Below are 16,684 nucleotides of genomic sequence, written 5' to 3' on the forward strand. Positions count from 1 at the left end.
GCTAGCCCCGCTTCCTGGCCGCTCGCATTACGGCGCTGCGTGCTCGCGGGTTCTCGGCCACTTCGTCATCGCTTGGGCGCACGCCCTTGTTGAGCGCTTCGAGCCGGCGGTTGATCTGATCGTCGCGAATCGGCACACCGCGGGGCAGGTCGTTATCGCCACGTACGTGATGGCGAATGAAGCGCTTGACCCGGCGATCCTCCAGCGAATGGAAGCTGATCACGACCAGATGCCCACCCGGGGCTAGCGCTTCGAGCGCTTCCTCCAGCGCAGCGTCGAGCTGCTCGAGTTCGCCATTCAAATAGATTCTGAGCCCCTGGAAGGCCTTGGTCGCCGGGTGGCGCCCCTTCTCCCAGGCGGGGTGGGCGGCCTTGAGCACCTCGGCCAGATCCAGCGTATGGGTGAAAGGCCTCTCCGCGCGGCGTTCGACCACCGCGCGGGCGAGGCGCTTACCAAAGCGCTCCTCGCCGAAGGTCTTGAACACGTGAGCGATATCGGCCTCGCTGCCACGGGCGAGAAACTCGGCCGCGCTTTCGCCCTGGCTTGGGTCCATGCGCATGTCGAGCGGGCCGTTGCGCATGAAGCTGAAGCCGCGTTCCGGGTCGTCGAGCTGGGGCGATGAGACGCCGATATCGAGCAGCACCCCGGAGAGCTTTCCGTGCAGGCCGAGCTCTTTGGCGTATTCGCCCAAGCGAGCGAACTCTCGACGGGTGATCGAAAAGCGCGGATCCTCGATGTCGCCGGCGGCGTCGATCGCTTGGGGGTCGCGGTCCATAGCCAGAAGGCGGCCGCTTTCATCCAAACGCGAAAGAATCAGGCGCGAATGCCCGCCGCGGCCAAAAGTACCGTCCAGGTAGACACCATCGGTTGCATGAACGAGGGTATCGACCGCGCCGTCCAGCAACACGCTGGTATGGCGAAAGTCACAAGCGGTCTGGCTGGCAGAGGACATGTTACGCACGCTGTGTTGGAAGGCCCAGGTGGGCCTTGCATGGAAAAGGGGAGTCGGCCGATAAGCCGGGTTCTGTCGTGGACAGTCATTCCTCTAGGCGCTTTGTCGCCAAAGCGCTCAAGCAACCTACCCGGACCCAGCGCGGGCCACGCCAAAGGGTCCCTATTTGGTCTTGCTCCGAGTGGGGTTTACCTTGCCACGCACTGTTACCAGGCGCGCGGTGCGCTCTTACCGCACCCTTTCACCCTTACCGACCCAAAGGCCGGCGGTCTACTCTCTGCTGCACTTTCCGTCGGCTTGCGCCGCCCAGGCGTTACCTGGCACTCTGCCCTATGGAGCCCGGACTTTCCTCCCCTGCGCACGCGCAGCGGCGACTGTCTGGCCAACTCCGGCGGCAAGCATACCAGCGCCCTGCCCGCGCCTCAATGCTCGGTTGTCACGGCTTGATTTGCGCTTCTGATTTCATCAGTAGAAGCCGCTCATACCACGCCTTCTTGCGCCCGCCGAGCAGCTTTGCCGCAATCGCCGCGCCCTGTTTCACGCCCACGCCCTCATCGAGCAGCGTTTTTAGCAGCGTTTCGTCGTCGACTGCCTGCTCGCTCGATGCCCCGGTGATCGAAGCGCCGCCGATCATCACCACGAACTCGCCGCGCGCCTGGTTGGGGTCCTCGGCGAGCGTGGCCAGTAGCTCGGCAGGCGTGCCCTGCAAAAACGTCTCGAAGGTCTTGGTCAGCTCACGGGCCAGTACCACCGGGCGAGCCGGCATCTGCTCTTCAAGCGCTTCGAGCGTTGCCAGAATGCGGTGCGGGGATTCGTAGAATACCAGCGTCTCCTCGCGCTTGAGATAGCTTTCCAGCGTCTGACGCCGAGCGCCGGCCTTGGCTGGCAGAAAGCCCGCGAAGGTGAAGCGGTCGGTGGGTAGGCCCGCCGCGCTCAGAGCAGCGGTCAGCGCGCAGGCACCGGGTACCGGTACCACATGACGGTTGCGCAAGCGTAGCGCCCTGACCAGAATGAAGCCGGGGTCACTGATCAAGGGCGTACCGGCATCGCTGACCAGGGCAATGCTTTCGCCGGCTTCGAGATAGGCGTCGAGCGCCTCAACGCGATGCGCCTCGTTATGCTCGTGAAGCGACAGCAAGGGCTTGTTAATCCCCAGGTGATTCAAAAGCCGCGCGCTGTGCCGGGTATCCTCGGCAGCGATGCGCGATACGCTTTCAAGAATCCGGGCAGCACGCGGGGTCAGATCCTCCAAATTCCCAATCGGTGTGGCAACCACGTACAATGTGCCCGGAGGCTGATAGGTCATAATGGCTCCTGATTTATTGATAGCTGACGCTCTCGGTGCGCTATGCTTGTGCAAGGATTGAGGGACCATCCTCGGCTATAAAAACCGCGCAAACGAAAAAACCAAGGAAGCATACATGAAACGTTCACTTCGTGGCCTGCTCGCCAGCGCCTTTGCGGCTCTTCTGATCAGCGGGTGTGCCATCCAGCAACCGGGCGTGGTCGACCGCGTGCCGGACGGCGACGCCGGAAGGCTGTTGAGCCAGGCCGAACAGCAAGGCCCGGAACAGGCGTCGCTGAGCCGACTGGAAGCCGCCAACATTCTGGCGCAACAGGGCCAGCGCGAAGCGGCCTTCGACGCCGCCGCCGCCGTTGAAGAGGGAAGCCTTTCCGAGCGCGACCGCGTGCGCTGGGCGCTGCTGTTCTCGGAGCTTGCCCGGGCGCTCGACGACCCGCGCGCGGTGCTACGCGCAACCCAGGTGCTCGACGACGAACTGCCAATGCAGGGCAACGAGCAGCAGACCCTTCGCGAGCGCGCCCAGTGGGCCCGTCAGGCCCTCGACGAGCCGGGCCGCACCCAGGGCACGCCGGCGTCGCTTGCGGGCACCGAGATCCGCCGCATCATGGTCGCGCTGCCCCAGTCCGGGCCGCTGAGCAGCATCGCCGACACCATCAGCAGTGCCATGCGCGAGCACGCCTCGATTCGCGGTCAGGGCGTCGAGCTTTCGTTTGTCGACTCCACCCAGTACTCGATGGACGAGCTCTACAGCCGTGCCGAGCAGATGAACGCCCAGCTGTTGGTCGGTCCGCTCGACAAGGAACAGGTCACCCGCCTCGAGCAGCAGCCCAGCGTGCCGATGCCGACCCTGGCGCTGAACTACGGCAATAGCGCGCAAAACCAGGCGTCCGGGCTCTTCCAGTACGGCCTTTCCGCCGAGGACGAAGCACGTCAGGCGGCCAACCGCGCCTATCAGGACGGCCACCGTCAGATGGCGGTGATGGTGCCGGACAACGACTGGGGCCGTCGCGTTGGCGAAGCGTTCTGGAACGAATTCCACGCCCTCGGCGGTGAAGTCTCCAACGCGGTGCGCTACAACCCGAGTAACGACGTTTCAAGCGCCGTGCAAACCGCGCTCAACGTCAGCGGCGACCGCGCGCAGCTGGGTAACGTCGACGCGCTGTTTTTGCTCGCGCTGCCCGAGTACGCCCGCCAGGTACCACCGATGATGGATTTCTACTACGCGCCGGATTTGCCCATCTATGCTACCTCGCACCTGTTTGAAGGTACTCAGGAGCGGCGCCTGAACCAGGATCTGAACGACGTGATGTTCGTCGACATTCCCTGGCAGATTCCGGACGCCGCCGTAGGCGGGGCCGAAGCGCTGCCCTTCTACTCGAGCTATCAGGCGCTTCAGGGCGAAGGCGATGCGTCGCTGTTCCGGCTGCAAGCGATGGGTGTCGATGCCTACGAGCTTGCCACGCGCCTGTCGGATCTCTCTTCGATCCAGGGCTTCAACGGCAGCACCGGCACCCTTTCACTCTCCGGTGACGGCCGCATCCACCGCGAACTGCCCTGGGCACGCTTCCAGAACGGCCGCCCTGCACCGATTCTCTCGCCGGGCCTTTTGGGTGACCAATAAGCCGCAAACCGCGCGAGCGCGCGGCGCCGCCACCGAGCAGCTCGCTGCCCGGTGGCTTGCGCGCAAGGGGCTCACGCTCGTCACCGCCAACTACCACGTCAAGGGTGGCGAGCTCGATCTGGTCATGATGGATGGCGACACGCTGGTGTTCGTCGAGGTCAAGCACCGCGTCAACCACACCCGCGGCCATCCGCTCGAAACCATTACCCCCACCAAAAAACGCCGCCTCATCCGGGCGGCGTCGCTCTATTTGGCCCATCAGGCTGTCTCGACACCCTGTCGTTTTGATATTCTAGCGCTGACCGGTCATCCTCCCGCTCTCGAGTTTCACTGGGAGAAGGCGGCGTTTGACGCTTACTGATATAACTCCAGGAAGGCCTAATGGACTTTCAAGCCCGCATTCTCAGCCACTTCAATGCAAGCATCGACACCAAAACCTACGCAAGCGAAGTGCTGCCCCCGTTCATCGAGGTGGCAAGTCAGATGATGGTTCAGTGCCTCGTCAACGAAGGCAAGATTCTGGCCTGTGGCAATGGCGGCAGCGCCGGCGATAGCCAGCACTTCTCCGCCGAGCTCTTGAACCGCTTCGAGCGCGAACGCCCGAGCCTGCCGGCACTGGCGCTGACCACCGACACCTCGACGCTAACCTCGATCGCCAACGACTACAGCTATAACGAGGTGTTTTCCAAACAAATTCGGGCGCTCGGGCAGCCAGGCGATATACTGTTGGCGATTTCGACCAGCGGTAACTCGGCCAACATCGTGCAGGCAATTCAGGCTGCCCACGACCGTGACATGGCGGTCGTGGCGCTGACCGGGCGCGATGGCGGCGACATGGCCTCGCTCCTGGGCCAGGACGACTGCGAGATTCGCGTGCCGGCCACTTCGACCGCGCGCATTCAGGAAGTCCATCTGCTGGCGATTCACTGCCTGTGCGATTTGATCGACGAGCAGCTTTTCGGTGGCGTTTGAGCGCCGCCCCATTCGAACATTCACACCTCAAGGAGTTGGCGATGGCCCTGCGCAACGCTTTTCGTTCCTTTTGCTTGATCACCGCCTGCAGCGCGGTACTGCTGGCGGGCTGTGCCAACAACTCGGCCTCCAATCCATCGAACTACGCCCAGCGTAGCAGCGATGTGGAGGCGGTCGACGCCACCATCGAGCGTCAGGTCGAGCGCGCGCTTGGCCAGGCCGATGCGCGCCTGGACGATGCACGCATTCGCGCTCATAGCTACAACGGTACGGTACTGCTGGTCGGCCAGGTACCCAGCGACGAGCTCAAAAGCATGGCCGGCAAGGTGACCACCAATATTCGCGGCGTCAACCAGGTTCACAACGAGCTCACCATCGCCGCCAACCTGCCGGCGAGCCAGCGCTTGACCGACACCTGGCTGACCACCAACGTGGTGAGCCATCTGGCCACCAACGAGCAGATCGACTCCTCGAAGCTCAAGGTGACCACGGAAAACGCCAGCGTCTACCTGATGGGTATGGTCACCCGCCAGGAAGCCGACCGCATCGTCAACGCGGCCTCCTCGGTGGGCGGTATTCAGCGCATCGTCAAGGTGTTTGACTATATCGACTAGCCCGCCCCGACCCTTTTTGCCCACTAATTTTCGCCCACTAAAAAGCCCCGTACGACGTCGTACGGGGCTTTTTGCTAAAAGCGAGTCGGGACGCGAGCCGAATCGGCTACTTGACCACGCGAAGCGTCGGCTTTTTCTTGCTCTTGCCATCCTGCTTTTTCGGCGTCTCGCCCTCCTGGTCGTCAGAGGGCCCGGTCACGCTAAGCTGCGGACCGTCGCTCTGCTCCTGCTCGCCATCCGGCTCGTCGATCTCGTCGTCGCCTTCGTCGAGCACCGGCTCGTGACCAAATACCATACCCGCGCCGTTTTCACGCGCGTACATGGCGATCAGCGCCTCGATCGGCACCATCACCTGCATCGGCTGACCGCCGAAGCGGGCACTGAAGCCGATGGCCTCGTTCTCCATGAACAGATCGCGCACCGCCGTGGGGGCGACGTTCAAGACGATCTGGCCGTTTTGCACGAACTGGCGCGGTACTTCCACACCCGGCTGGGTCGCGTCGACCACCAGGTGCGGGGTCAGCTCGTTATCCAGCAGCCACTGATACAGGGCGCGGGCGATATAGGGACGGCTCGATTTCATAAGGCTCCCCTTGTCGGTGATGCCCCGCCTGGGCGGGGCCGGTCGCGTTTACGCGCGCATCTCTTTTTCGCGCTCGTTCAAGGCGTCCTTGAACGCGTCACGCTCGAAGACCCGCGCCATGTAATCCATCAGCGGTTTGACCTGCTTTTCCGGAAGCTCGATGTTGAGCTCCGGCAAACGCCACAGAATCGGCGCCAGGCAGCAGTCCACCAGGGTGAACTCTTCGCTCATGAAGTAGGGCATGTCTTCGAAGATCGGCGAAATGCCGATCAGGCTTTCACGCAATTCCTTACGCGCCTTGTCGGCCTCTTTCTTGCCGCCGGTGCGGATCTGGTCGAGCATCGGGCACCACTCGCGCTCGATGCGGTGCATCCAGAGCCGGCTCTGGGCGCGCGCGACCGGATAGACGGGCAGAAGCGGCGGATGCGGAAACCGCTCGTCCAGGTACTCCATCATCACCTTGGACTCGTACAGCACCAGATCGCGGTCCAGCAGCGTGGGAACGCTGTTGTAGGGGTTGAGATCGGCTAACTCCTGCGGCGGTCGGTCGTCGCTAACGTCGACGATATCGACGGCGACGCCCTTCTCGGCCAGAACAATGCGCACTCGATGGCTAAAATGATCGTCGTTACCGGAGTAAAAGATCATTGAAGACCGCTTGGCCACAACACCCATGAAAGCATCCTCGCATCAAAACAATAGGCAATAATAACATGCTGGCGCCCGCCTGGGGCAGCCCGACCCGCGCCGACTTGCCGGCTCATCGACCATAACATCGATCCATCGAGCTGCACTCAACGCCCCCAGGACACAAAAACGCCCAGGCCAGGGGCCTGGGCGTTTTTCGAAGCGTCGAGAACTTAACGCTTGGAGAACTGCGGACGACGACGTGCTTTACGCAGGCCGACTTTCTTACGCTCGACCTGACGCGCGTCGCGTGTCACGTAGCCGGCGGCGCGAAGCGCAGGACGGAAGTCTTCGTTGTACTCCATCAGCGCACGGGTGATGCCGTGACGGATAGCGCCGGCCTGGGCCGAACCGCCGCCGCCTTCAACGGTGACGTAGATGTCGAACTGGTTCAGCGTCTCGGTCAGCTCGAGCGGCTGACGTACGACCATGCGGCCAGTAACGCGACCGAAGAACTCGTCGAGGGCGCGGTTGTTGACCGTGATGTTGCCGGAACCCGGCTTGAGGAACACGCGAGCGGTGGAAGTCTTGCGGCGCCCGGTACCGTAATATTGCTGTGACATGGCGAAGATTTCCTTAAATGTTCAGTTCAAGCGGCTGTTGGGCGGCGTGGGGATGCTCGGTACCCGCATACACTTTCAGCTTGGAGTGCATGGCGCGACCCAGCGGGCCCTTCGGCAGCATGCCCTTGACGGCGAACTCGATGATCCGCTCCGGCGCATGGTCCTTGAGCTGATTGAAGGTCATGGAGCGCAGACCGCCCGGATATCCGGTATGACGGTAGTACTTCTTGTCCGTGGCCTTCTTGCCGGTGACCTGGACCTTCTCGGCGTTGATCACGACGATGTAGTCGCCGGTGTCAACGTGAGGTGTGAATTCGGGCTTATGCTTGCCACGCAGGCGGCGAGCGATTTCGGTTGCCAGACGACCGAGCGTTTTGTCCGTGGCATCGACAACATACCAGTCGCGCTGGACGGACTGCGGCTTAGCACTGAACGTCTTCATGGATGAATTTCACCAGATTAAGTGTATTGGGCACCAGGGCCAAAAGACCGGGCACCATCCCTATTTTTTTTGGTTACAGGCGTGAATGCGAGCCTGTAACGAACAGCGAGGCGGCATTCTACACGAGCGCTGCCCGCAAGTTAAGGCCAGCGGCGATTTTTCTTTAACGCCGTCAGGGTTTGTGAGCCAGCGCCAGGTACTCCCGGGACTGCATCTCCTGAAGCCTGGATAGCGTGCGCTCGAACTCGAAGGAGAGTTTGCCTTCGGTGTAGAGCGACTCCACCGCCACGTCCGCGGACATCAAAAGCTTCACCCCGCGGTCGTAGAACTCATCGACCATGTTGATGAAGCGCCGCGCCTGGTCCTCGGTTTTGGCGCTCATCTGCGGCACGTCGGAGACCAGCACGGTGTGAAACTCGCGGGCGATCTCGATGTAGTCGTTCTGACTGCGCGGACCGTCGCAGAGCGCGCGAAAGTCGAACCAGGCGACGTTGTCGTGCAGCCGGCGGGTCTTGAGCACGCGGTGATTGACCTCGAGCGGTGCGTCCTCTTCCCCCGCCTGCCCGGCGATCTCCTTGAAGCTGCGCGAAAGCTCGCGCTCGGCGGCTTCGTCGCTGGGGAAGTGAAAGATTTCGGCGCGCTCGAGCGCACGCAGGCGGTAATCCACGCCGGAGTCCACGTTGACCACCTCGCAGTGGCGCTTGAGCAGATCGATCGCCGGCAAAAAGCGCGCCCGCTGAAGACCATCCTTGTAAAGATCATCGGGCACGATGTTGGAAGTGGCCACCAGCACCACACCGCGCTTGAACAGCGCCTCGAGCAGGTTGGCCAGAATCATCGCATCGGTGATGTCCTTGACGAAGAACTCGTCGAAGCAGATCACCCGCGCTTCGGAAGCGAACTTGCCGGCGATCAGCTCGAGCGGATTTTTCTCACCCTTATAGTGGTTCAGCTCGTTGTGCACCCGCTGCATGAAGCGGTGAAAGTGGGTGCGCATCTTGTCGGGAAACGGCAGCGCTTCATAAAAGGTGTCGACCAGGTAGGTCTTGCCGCGCCCGACCCCGCCCCAGAAGTAGAGCCCGCTGACGCGCGGCACCGGCGGCTCGTCCGTCGTTTTCTTCTTACCTACCAGGCCTGCCATGCGCGCCTTTAGCCCTTTGTTCGCCACCACGGTTTTGGGCGTGGTAGAAGGCGCCGCCAACAGGTTGTCGTAGAGTCGCTGCAGGTGCTTGACCGCGTTCTCCTGGGCGGCATCGAACTGAAAATCGTCGCGCTTGATGTCGCTTTTATAACGGGCCAAAGGCGTAGGCGGCGTGGAATTGGCGGCGACCGAGGCGACTTTCGATGACATTCAAACACTCTCCTGGTTCAAGGCGCCCAAGCCAGAGGAATTGCGTCAGGGGCGACAAACGCATCGCGTGATCCAGGGCGCTGTAAATAGGGCCAATTATACGCCGAAAGAGGCCCTGGCGCATCGGCGCATTGACCCGCAAGGCTAACAGACGACTATAATGAAGTCTGACTTGCCGCAGCGCCTGGCGGTGCGCTCGTACTGATCCAAATCTGGTTTTAGGGAGAAAACTGTGGAAGCAAACTCACCGTTCATTTTTGCGCTCATCGGCGCGGTCGTTGGCTTTCTGATCGGCCTTTTGTGCTACCGGCTGGCGAGCAAGGGAGAGCGCCAGCGAGCAACGCTGAAACAGGCGCTGCTCGAACGCGAACACCAGATCGCCGAGCTGAAAAAGGCCCAGGGCCGCCACGTGGGCGACGTTCGCCAGTGCCTCGAAGCGATTCGAAGTCAGGCCGACGATCTCGAGGACAAGCTCGACGCCGCCTCCGAGCAGTGGGAGCTTGCGCGTCACACCGCCACCCCCGAGGCGCCGAAGACAAAAGCGACGGGCACCCCCACCCCGCCGAACGCCGACGCCCCGGTCACTCCGCGAGATTACGCCGACGGCAAGAACGGTACGCTTTCCGAAGAGTACGGGCTAAAAGAGAGCAAGGCGAAAGAGAGCGCCGTTACCCAACCTCCGCGCTACTGAGCGCTTCAAAAAAAGCGAGAGGCGTTCGCCTCTCGCTTTTTTTCCCTGATGCAGGCTCAGGCCGGATTGTCGATCTCCACGAAGCGATGCGTCACGCCGTACTCGTCGGCGAGCCACTCCCCGAGCGCCTGCACGCCGAAACGCTCGGTGGCGTGGTGGCCCGCGGCGATGTAGTGGATCCCCATTTCGCGGGCCAGGTGCGTGGTCCGCTCGGAGATCTCGCCGGAAACGAACGCCTGGGCCCCGGCCTCGAACGCTGCAGTGATCATGTCCTGGGCGCCGCCGGTACACCAGGCGATGCGCTCGATCTCTCCCACACTCGGCGCCTCGATCACGGTGGGCGTGCGTGACAGCAGCGTTTCGATCTGGTGTGCCAGGCGCTCGAGCGGCTGCGGCTCGGGCACTCTTCCGGACCATAGAAGCCCTTCACCGAGCTCGCCGTCCAGGCACCCTTCCACCTTCCAACCCAGCCGCCTGCCAAGCTCGGCGTTGTTACCAAGCTCGGCGTGGGCATCGAGCGGCAGGTGATAAGCCAGCAGGTTGATTTCGTGGTCGAGCAGCGTCTTGATGCGCCGCTGCTTCATGCCGGTAATCGCCACCGGCTCGTTTTTCCAGAAGTAGCCGTGGTGCACCAGCACCAAATCCGCCTGCCAAGCCACGGCCTCCTCGAGCAGCGCCTGATTGGCGGTTACCCCGGTCATTACCCGACTCACCGACTCGCGTCCTTCCACCTGCAGGCCGTTGACGGTGAAATCCTTGAAATGCGCCGCGCGAAGCTGGTGGTCGCACGCCTTGACGAGCTGGTCGCGGTTAATCACATCTTCTCCTTTTTAAAGCCGGGCTACTGAGGATGGGGTGCAAAAAGTGTTACCCTGATAGCTATTGTAAAGCTCGCGCCGCGTTACCGCGAACCGGCTCGGCGGCGAGCGCTTTTCGCGCCCCGAAAATGCCCACGGCTGAGGATGTTTCGCATGCACCGCTACGTGCTGCCCTATATATGGCCCATCATCATCGGCGTTTTGGTGGCTGCACTCTTGCTGTTCGCCTTTCCCGACACGCTACCCAACCCGTTTCACGACGACCCCGAACCCACCGCAACCGGCGCGCTGGTGCCGGCAAGCGATACTAGCGGCCAGAACGCCGGCCGGCCGCGCCCGGACATTCGCCAGGCGGCACCGCTGGAGCGTCACCAGGGTCCGGCAAGTTACGCCAACGCGGTCAACCAGGCGGCGCCGGCGGTGGTCAACATCTACTCCTCGCGCATCGTCGAGCGCGATCAGCACCCGCTGATGTCCGACCCGTTCTTTCAGCAGTTTTTCAGCGGTGACGACGCCACCGCCCATCAGCGCATGCTCTCGAGTCTGGGCTCTGGCGTCATCGTCAGCCAGGACGGCTACGTGCTGACCAACCACCACGTGATCAACGACGCCGACCAGATTCAGGTCGCGCTTCGCGATGGCCGCGAAACCCTGGCCGAGGTCGTCGGCACCGACCCGGAAAGCGATCTCGCGGTGCTGCGCATCGAGCTCGATAACCTGCCGGTGATTGAGCTGACCGACTCCCAGGACGTGGCGGTGGGCGATGTTGCACTCGCTATCGGCAACCCCTTCGGCGTCGGCCAGACGGTGACCATGGGCATCATCAGCGCCACCGGGCGCAGCCATCTGGGACTCAACGCCTACGAGGACTTCATTCAAACCGATGCGGCGATCAACCCGGGCAACTCCGGCGGCGCGCTGGTCAACGCCGACGGCGCTTTAGTGGGCATCAATACGGCGATTTTTTCACGCTCTGGCGGCTCCCAGGGCATCGGCTTCGCCATTCCGGCGAATCTCGCCCACGGCATTCTCGACGAGCTGGTGACTCAAGGGCGGGTGATTCGCGGCTGGCTCGGCATCGAAGCCCAGGCGCTGTCGCGCGAGCTTGCCGCCTCGTTCGGGCTGCGTACGCCTCAAGGGGTGATCGTGGCGGGGGTGGTCAGCGGCGGACCGGCCGACCGCGCCGGGCTACAGCCAGGCGACGTACTGCTGTCGATCGATAATCAGGCGATTCTCGATGCCCGGGCAACCATGAGCGATGTCGCGTCGATTGCGCCGGGCACGACGCTTCCGCTGACGGTGGTCAGAAACGGCGAGCGTATCCAGACCACCGTCGAGGTGGGCGAGCGCCCCACGCCGAGCGAGGCCACGCTCAACCCTCGAAACGGCTCCTGAGCTCAAACGCTGCCCAGGCTCTCAATCGCGGATACGATACTCCGCCGAGCGGGCGTGAGCGGTGAGCGATTCGCCGCGAGCCAGCACCGAGGCGGTTTTACCAAGCGTCGAGGCGCCTTCCGGCGAACAGTGGATGATCGACGAGCGCTTCTGAAAATCGTACACCCCAAGCGGCGACGAGAAGCGCGCCGTGCCCGAGGTGGGCAGCACGTGATTGGGTCCGGCGCAGTAATCACCCAGCGCCTCGGCGGTGTGGCGGCCCATGAAGATCGCGCCGGCGTGGCGCACCTGCTCGACCAACCGCTCGGGTTCGGCCACCGAAAGCTCCAGGTGCTCCGGGGCCACACGGTTGGCGATTTCCAGCGCCTGCTGCTCGCTTTCGCAGTAAATCAGCGCGCCGCGCCGGGAAAGCGACGCTCGCACGATCGCCTCGCGCTCGAGCGTTGGCAGCAGCCGCTCGATGGCCTCCCCTACCGACTCCAGGTGCTCGGCGTCCCAACTTAGCAGGATCGCTTGGGCGTCCTCGTCGTGCTCCGCCTGAGAGAACAGATCCATCGCCAGCCACTCCGGGTCGGTCTGCCCGTCCGAGATCACGAGAATCTCCGAGGGCCCGGCGATCATGTCGATCCCCACCTGGCCGAATACCGCGCGCTTGGCGGTGGCGACATAGATATTGCCCGGCCCCACGATCTTGTCGACCCGCGGCACGCTTTGGGTCCCGAACGCAAGTGCGGCCACCGCCTGGGCGCCACCGATGGTGAACACCTGACTGACGCCGGCCAGGTGCGCCGCGGCCAGCACCAGCTCGTTGAGCACGCCGTCCGGCGTCGGTACCACCATGATGATCTCGCTCACCCCGGCCACGTGAGCGGGGATCGCATTCATCAGTACAGACGATGGATACGCCGCCTTGCCGCCGGGCACGTAGATGCCGGCGCGGTCGAGCGGGGTGACCTTCTGGCCCAGCACCGTGCCGTCGGGCTCCTGATACTGCCAGCCGGTGGGCTTTTGCCGTTCGTGGTAGCGGCGCACGCGCTCGGCGGCGCACTCGAGCGCCTCGCGCTGCTCGACGGGCAGCCCGTCGAAGGCGGCCGCAAGACGCTCGGGGGTGAGGCGAAGCGCGTCCATGTCCGCCACGTCCATCCGGTCGAAGCGGTTGGTCGCCTCGACCACGGCCTGGTCGCCGCGGCGCTTGACGTCGTCGAGAATGGCGGTGACGCGCGCCTGCACTTCGTCGTTGGAGACGCCTTCCCAGCTCAGCAGCGCGTCGAGCTTGGCATCGAACCCGCTATCCGCGGCGCTGAGCCGGTTGATCAAAATCGCTTTATCGCTCATCGATGACCTCGTGTTACGTATCAATCGCCTGACGCTCTTTGACCGCACGCTGCAGCCGCGAAAGCAGGGGCTTGATACGGTCGTGCTTCATGGTCATGGCGGCCTTGTTGACCACCAGCCGGGTGCTGATCTCGGCGATCAGCTCCCGCGGCTCCATGCCGTTGGCCCGCAGCGTGTTGCCGGTATCGACGATATCGACGATCTCGTCGGCCAGGTTCATCAGCGGCGCCAGCTCCATCGCCCCGTAAAGCTTGATCACTTCGGCCTGAATACCCTGCTCGGCGTAGTAGCGCCTTGCCACATTGACGAACTTGGTGGCGACCCGCCGGCGCGCCTTCAAGGGCGCCTGGCCGGTGACACCAGCGGTCATTAGCTTGCAGCGGGCAATGTCGAGATCGACGGGCTCGTAAAGGCCTTCGGCACCGTGCTCGAGCAGCACGTCCTTGCCGGCAATGCCCAGATCCGCTGCACCCAGCTGAACGTAGGTGGGCACGTCGGTGGCGCGGATGACGACGAGTTTGACATCACTGAGGTTGGTGTCGAACAAAAGCTTACGGCTTTTACCCAGATCCTCTGCCGGCGTGATACCGGCGTCGGCTAAAAGCGGCAGCGTTTCCTCGAGTATGCGCCCTTTCGAGAGCGCCAGGATCAGTTGCTTACTCATGGTGTTGGCCAGTAATGGGTTGCGTGGCTAGCCGGGAATGCGGCGAATCTTCGCCCCCAGCAACTGCATTTTTTCTTCGATGCACTCGTAGCCGCGATCGATATGATAGATCCGGTCCACCAGCGTTTCACCTTCGGCCATCATCGCCGCGATCACCAGAGAGGCAGAGGCGCGAAGATCCGTCGCCATCACCGGCGCCCCGGAGAGCTTCTCGACGCCGGTGATCAGCGCCGCGTTGCCTTCGAGCGCGATGTTCGCGCCCATGCGGTTGAGCTCCTGGACGTGCATGAAGCGGTTCTCGAAGATGGTTTCCACCACCCTCGAGTGGCCTTCGGCCACGGCGTTCATGGCCACGAACTGCGCCTGCATATCGGTGGGAAACGCCGGGTAAGGCGCGGTGCGGATGTTGACCGCCTTCGGCCGCTTGCCGTGCATGTCGAGCGCGATCCAGTCTTCGCCACAGGTGATGTCGGCGCCGGCTTCCTCGAGCTTGGCGAGCACCGCCTCCAGAATGTCGGCGCGGGTGCGGGTCACTTTCACTCGCCCGCCGGTCATCGCCGCCGCGACCAGAAAGGTGCCGGTCTCGATGCGATCCGGCATCACGTCGTGCTCGCAGCCGTGCAGCGACTCGACGCCTTCGATGACGATGGTGTCGGTGCCGTGGCCCTTTATGTTCGCGCCCATCTTGATCAGGCACTCGGCCAAATCCACCACCTCGGGCTCACGGGCGGCGTTTTCCAGCACCGTTTTGCCCTCGGCAAGCGTGGCCGCCATCAAAAGGTTCTCGGTACCGGTCACGGTCACGGTATCGAAGTAGATCGTCGCGCCCTTGAGCCGCCCGTCGACGCTGGCGCGGATGTAGCCGCTTTCGACGCGAATCGTTGCCCCCATGGCCTCGAGCCCGCGAATGTGCAGATCCACCGGGCGCGAGCCGATCGCACAGCCGCCGGGTAGCGACACATCGGCCTGGCCGAAGTGGGCAAGCAGCGGGCCGAGCACCAGAATCGAGGCGCGCATCTTCTTGACCAGCTCGTAGGGTGCATGGCACTCGGTGACCTGAGAGCCGTCGAGCTGAATGCTCATCCGCTCGCCCATGACCGGCTCCACGCCCATGCGGCCCAGAAGCTCGAGGGTGGTGGTAATGTCCTGAAGATGAGGCAGATTGCCGATGACCACCGGCCCTTTCGAGAGCAGGCTGGCACAGAGAATCGGGAGTGCGGCGTTCTTGGCCCCGCTCGCCCAGACTTCGCCGTCGGCGCGACCGTTGCCGTTGATGAGAAGCTTATCCATCGAGGCGCCCCTTAGCGGGCGTTTTCCGGCGCGCTTTCCCACTGCGCCGGGGTATAGGTTTTGATGCTGATCGCGTGCAGCGCGCCGGAAGCGATTTCGTCGCTCAGCGCCTGATACACCAGCTGCTGGCGCTTGACCGGCGAGAGCCCGTCGAAGGCCTCCCCAACCGCAACCACCTGAAAATTACAACCTTCCCCCTGAATATGAAAGTCACATCCGTCGATGCGGGATTCAAGCAGCGCTTTTACCTCATTGGGTTGCATGAGACAGGAAACTCCTCTGGGGACATCGGTGAATTGTCAAAAACGAGCCGACATCATAAAGAAAAGCACCGCACTTGGCGATGCCGGGCTTTGCGATGATGAGCTTTACGATGCCGGGGCTAGCCGGCGTGGGTCTGGCCGGGGTGGGCGATCAGCTCGTCGAGCTCGGCGAGCGTCGCCAGCCGCGTGAGCGGCTCGGATAGCTCGATGCGCGAAACGATAATGGCGCGCGCGCGGCAGGTGCGAAGCCATTCGAGCAGCACGCTCAGGGCCACGCTGGTGGCACTCTTGATGCCGGTGAAATCGAAAGCGGCCTGGCTCGGCGCTTCGCGCTCGAGCCAGTCAACCCCCGCAGCGGCCACCCGGGCCGCTGCGTGCATGGTCAAATCCCCTTCCAGGAATAGCGTTTGCTCGCGCTGGTCGAGCGTAACGCCTTCGAGCGTGAGAAGACGACTCACGCGTTACCCCCGCGCTCGAGTTCGTCGATGCCCACTTCCGGCGCCCAGTTGCGGATGACCGCATCGTAGTCGCGGTTCTGCTGACGCATCGCCTGGTCGAACTGGTTGCGGAAGGTAAGCCCCAGGTTGATACCGTTGACGATTACGTTGACGACCTTCCACTCGCCGTTTGAAAGACGCAGGCTATAGCTGACCGGGTAGACCTGGCCGTTGGTGCCGATGACCTGCATGTCCACGCTCGCCTGATCCTCGTAACGCTGGCCGCGCTGGTTATCGAGCACGCGAAGATCTTCGTAATCGTAGGTGACGAGCCCACGAGCGTAGGTGTCGATCAGGGTCTGACGGAAGACGTTGGCAAAGCGGGTGCGCTGCTCCGGCGTTGCGTTCTGGAAGTAGCTGCCCATGACGCTGGCGCCGATGTAGCGAAAATCCGCCACTTCGTCGAGGGTCTCATCGACGATCGCCTTGAGCTCGTCGATGTTGTTGGCGTAGTAGCTTTCACGCCCGTCGAGTCGCGCCATGAAGCCGGAAACGTTTTCACGAATCATCGCTTCAGGCGTCTGGCTCTGGGCGCTGGCCATCGCCGGCAGCGCAACTATTACCGCCGCCAGCAGCGCCAGCGCCCAGTAACGAAATGACGTGGTATATCCTTGCATGGCATCCATCTCCTGGCTGAACATTC

The 16,684-nt window shown here is 63.0% G+C and carries 20 protein-coding genes and 1 other RNA gene; 6 read left to right on the forward strand and 15 right to left on the reverse strand.

Annotation, left to right across the window (positions count from 1 at the left end):
• Position 1 precedes the first annotated feature (1 nt).
• The 3 genes from rsmH to rsmI all read right to left on the reverse strand — a co-directional run bounded on the left by rsmH (position 2) and on the right by rsmI (position 2,258).
• Positions 2 to 952, reverse strand: a complete 951-nt coding sequence (gene rsmH / locus ACGK9R_RS06465; protein ID WP_394579437.1) for a 16S rRNA (cytosine(1402)-N(4))-methyltransferase RsmH — start codon at positions 950 to 952, stop codon at positions 2 to 4.
• Positions 953 to 997: 45 nt separating this feature from the next.
• Positions 998 to 1,342: RNase P RNA component class A (gene rnpB / locus ACGK9R_RS06470), an RNA gene on the reverse strand.
• A 46-nt stretch (positions 1,343 to 1,388) separates the two neighbouring features.
• The gene (gene rsmI, locus ACGK9R_RS06475) at positions 1,389 to 2,258 is read right to left on the reverse strand and encodes a 16S rRNA (cytidine(1402)-2'-O)-methyltransferase (protein ID WP_394579439.1); all 870 of its coding nucleotides are present in this window, start codon (positions 2,256 to 2,258) and stop codon (positions 1,389 to 1,391) included.
• 115 nt (positions 2,259 to 2,373) lie between these two features.
• On the opposite strand from rsmI, the gene ACGK9R_RS06480 reads away from it, so the two are divergent.
• From ACGK9R_RS06480 to ACGK9R_RS06495, 4 genes are read left to right on the forward strand one after another with little or no spacing between them, the layout of a single operon-like run.
• Positions 2,374 to 3,876 carry a penicillin-binding protein activator gene (locus ACGK9R_RS06480; RefSeq protein ID WP_394579441.1) on the forward strand — a complete coding sequence of 501 codons (1,503 nt, stop codon included), beginning with the start codon at positions 2,374 to 2,376 and terminating at the stop codon, positions 3,874 to 3,876.
• Positions 3,866 to 4,237, forward strand: coding sequence for a YraN family protein (locus ACGK9R_RS06485; protein ID WP_394579443.1), 372 nt, complete (start codon positions 3,866 to 3,868; stop codon positions 4,235 to 4,237). Before ACGK9R_RS06480 ends, ACGK9R_RS06485 begins: the two co-directional genes overlap by 11 nt.
• A gap of 20 nt (positions 4,238 to 4,257) precedes the next feature.
• Positions 4,258 to 4,848, forward strand: coding sequence for a phosphoheptose isomerase (locus ACGK9R_RS06490; RefSeq protein WP_394579444.1), 591 nt, complete (start codon positions 4,258 to 4,260; stop codon positions 4,846 to 4,848).
• A 41-nt stretch (positions 4,849 to 4,889) separates the two neighbouring features.
• Positions 4,890 to 5,462: a BON domain-containing protein gene (locus ACGK9R_RS06495; RefSeq protein ID WP_394579446.1), complete on the forward strand. Its 573-nt coding sequence runs from the start codon at positions 4,890 to 4,892 to the stop codon at positions 5,460 to 5,462.
• Positions 5,463 to 5,568: 106 nt separating this feature from the next.
• On the opposite strand, the gene ACGK9R_RS06500 is transcribed toward ACGK9R_RS06495, so the two are convergent.
• The 5 genes from ACGK9R_RS06500 to zapE all read right to left on the reverse strand — a co-directional run bounded on the left by ACGK9R_RS06500 (position 5,569) and on the right by zapE (position 9,088).
• Positions 5,569 to 6,045 (reverse strand): ClpXP protease specificity-enhancing factor, encoded by a 477-nt coding sequence (locus ACGK9R_RS06500; RefSeq protein WP_394579448.1) that lies wholly within the window; start codon positions 6,043 to 6,045, stop codon positions 5,569 to 5,571.
• Positions 6,046 to 6,093: 48 nt separating this feature from the next.
• A complete protein-coding gene (sspA, locus tag ACGK9R_RS06505; RefSeq protein WP_394579449.1) occupies positions 6,094 to 6,720 on the reverse strand; it encodes a stringent starvation protein SspA in 627 nt (208 codons plus the stop codon).
• A gap of 185 nt (positions 6,721 to 6,905) precedes the next feature.
• The gene (rpsI, locus tag ACGK9R_RS06510; protein WP_394579451.1) at positions 6,906 to 7,295 is read right to left on the reverse strand and encodes a 30S ribosomal protein S9; all 390 of its coding nucleotides are present in this window, start codon (positions 7,293 to 7,295) and stop codon (positions 6,906 to 6,908) included.
• Positions 7,296 to 7,308: 13 nt separating this feature from the next.
• Positions 7,309 to 7,737, reverse strand: a complete 429-nt coding sequence (rplM, locus tag ACGK9R_RS06515) for a 50S ribosomal protein L13 (RefSeq protein WP_394579453.1) — start codon at positions 7,735 to 7,737, stop codon at positions 7,309 to 7,311.
• Positions 7,738 to 7,909: 172 nt separating this feature from the next.
• On the reverse strand, positions 7,910 to 9,088 hold the full coding sequence (zapE, locus tag ACGK9R_RS06520) for a cell division protein ZapE (RefSeq protein ID WP_394579455.1): 1,179 nt from the start codon (positions 9,086 to 9,088) through the stop codon (positions 7,910 to 7,912).
• 232 nt (positions 9,089 to 9,320) lie between these two features.
• Here zapE and ACGK9R_RS06525 point away from each other — a divergent pair, with 232 nt between their 5' ends.
• Complete coding sequence (locus ACGK9R_RS06525) at positions 9,321 to 9,779, forward strand: ZapG family protein (RefSeq protein ID WP_394579457.1); 459 nt, start codon at positions 9,321 to 9,323, stop codon at positions 9,777 to 9,779.
• 56 nt (positions 9,780 to 9,835) lie between these two features.
• On the opposite strand, the gene ACGK9R_RS06530 is transcribed toward ACGK9R_RS06525, so the two are convergent.
• Positions 9,836 to 10,597, reverse strand: coding sequence for a Nif3-like dinuclear metal center hexameric protein (locus tag ACGK9R_RS06530; RefSeq protein ID WP_394579459.1), 762 nt, complete (start codon positions 10,595 to 10,597; stop codon positions 9,836 to 9,838).
• Between the two features lie 153 nt (positions 10,598 to 10,750).
• Here ACGK9R_RS06530 and ACGK9R_RS06535 point away from each other — a divergent pair, with 153 nt between their 5' ends.
• The gene (locus ACGK9R_RS06535; protein WP_394579461.1) at positions 10,751 to 11,992 is read left to right on the forward strand and encodes a Do family serine endopeptidase; all 1,242 of its coding nucleotides are present in this window, start codon (positions 10,751 to 10,753) and stop codon (positions 11,990 to 11,992) included.
• Between the two features lie 21 nt (positions 11,993 to 12,013).
• Here the strand turns inward: ACGK9R_RS06535 and hisD are convergent, their stop codons facing one another.
• From hisD to ACGK9R_RS06565, 6 genes are all read right to left on the reverse strand, one after another.
• Positions 12,014 to 13,327, reverse strand: coding sequence for a histidinol dehydrogenase (gene hisD, locus ACGK9R_RS06540; protein WP_394579463.1), 1,314 nt, complete (start codon positions 13,325 to 13,327; stop codon positions 12,014 to 12,016).
• 13 nt (positions 13,328 to 13,340) lie between these two features.
• Positions 13,341 to 13,991, reverse strand: a complete 651-nt coding sequence (hisG, locus tag ACGK9R_RS06545) for an ATP phosphoribosyltransferase (RefSeq protein ID WP_394579465.1) — start codon at positions 13,989 to 13,991, stop codon at positions 13,341 to 13,343.
• Positions 13,992 to 14,018: 27 nt separating this feature from the next.
• The gene (gene murA / locus ACGK9R_RS06550; RefSeq protein ID WP_394579466.1) at positions 14,019 to 15,281 is read right to left on the reverse strand and encodes a UDP-N-acetylglucosamine 1-carboxyvinyltransferase; all 1,263 of its coding nucleotides are present in this window, start codon (positions 15,279 to 15,281) and stop codon (positions 14,019 to 14,021) included.
• Positions 15,282 to 15,292: 11 nt separating this feature from the next.
• Complete coding sequence (locus tag ACGK9R_RS06555; RefSeq protein ID WP_394579468.1) at positions 15,293 to 15,544, reverse strand: BolA family protein; 252 nt, start codon at positions 15,542 to 15,544, stop codon at positions 15,293 to 15,295.
• Positions 15,545 to 15,663: 119 nt separating this feature from the next.
• On the reverse strand, positions 15,664 to 16,002 hold the full coding sequence (locus ACGK9R_RS06560; protein WP_394579470.1) for a lipid asymmetry maintenance protein MlaB: 339 nt from the start codon (positions 16,000 to 16,002) through the stop codon (positions 15,664 to 15,666).
• A complete protein-coding gene (locus ACGK9R_RS06565; RefSeq protein ID WP_394579742.1) occupies positions 15,999 to 16,583 on the reverse strand; it encodes a phospholipid-binding protein MlaC in 585 nt (194 codons plus the stop codon). The genes ACGK9R_RS06560 and ACGK9R_RS06565 overlap by 4 nt, the downstream gene beginning before the upstream one ends.
• Between the last annotated feature and the right edge of the window lie 101 nt (positions 16,584 to 16,684).

This window comes from Halomonas sp. HNIBRBA4712 (assembly GCF_043558675.1).
GTDB lineage: Bacteria > Pseudomonadota > Gammaproteobacteria > Pseudomonadales > Halomonadaceae > Vreelandella.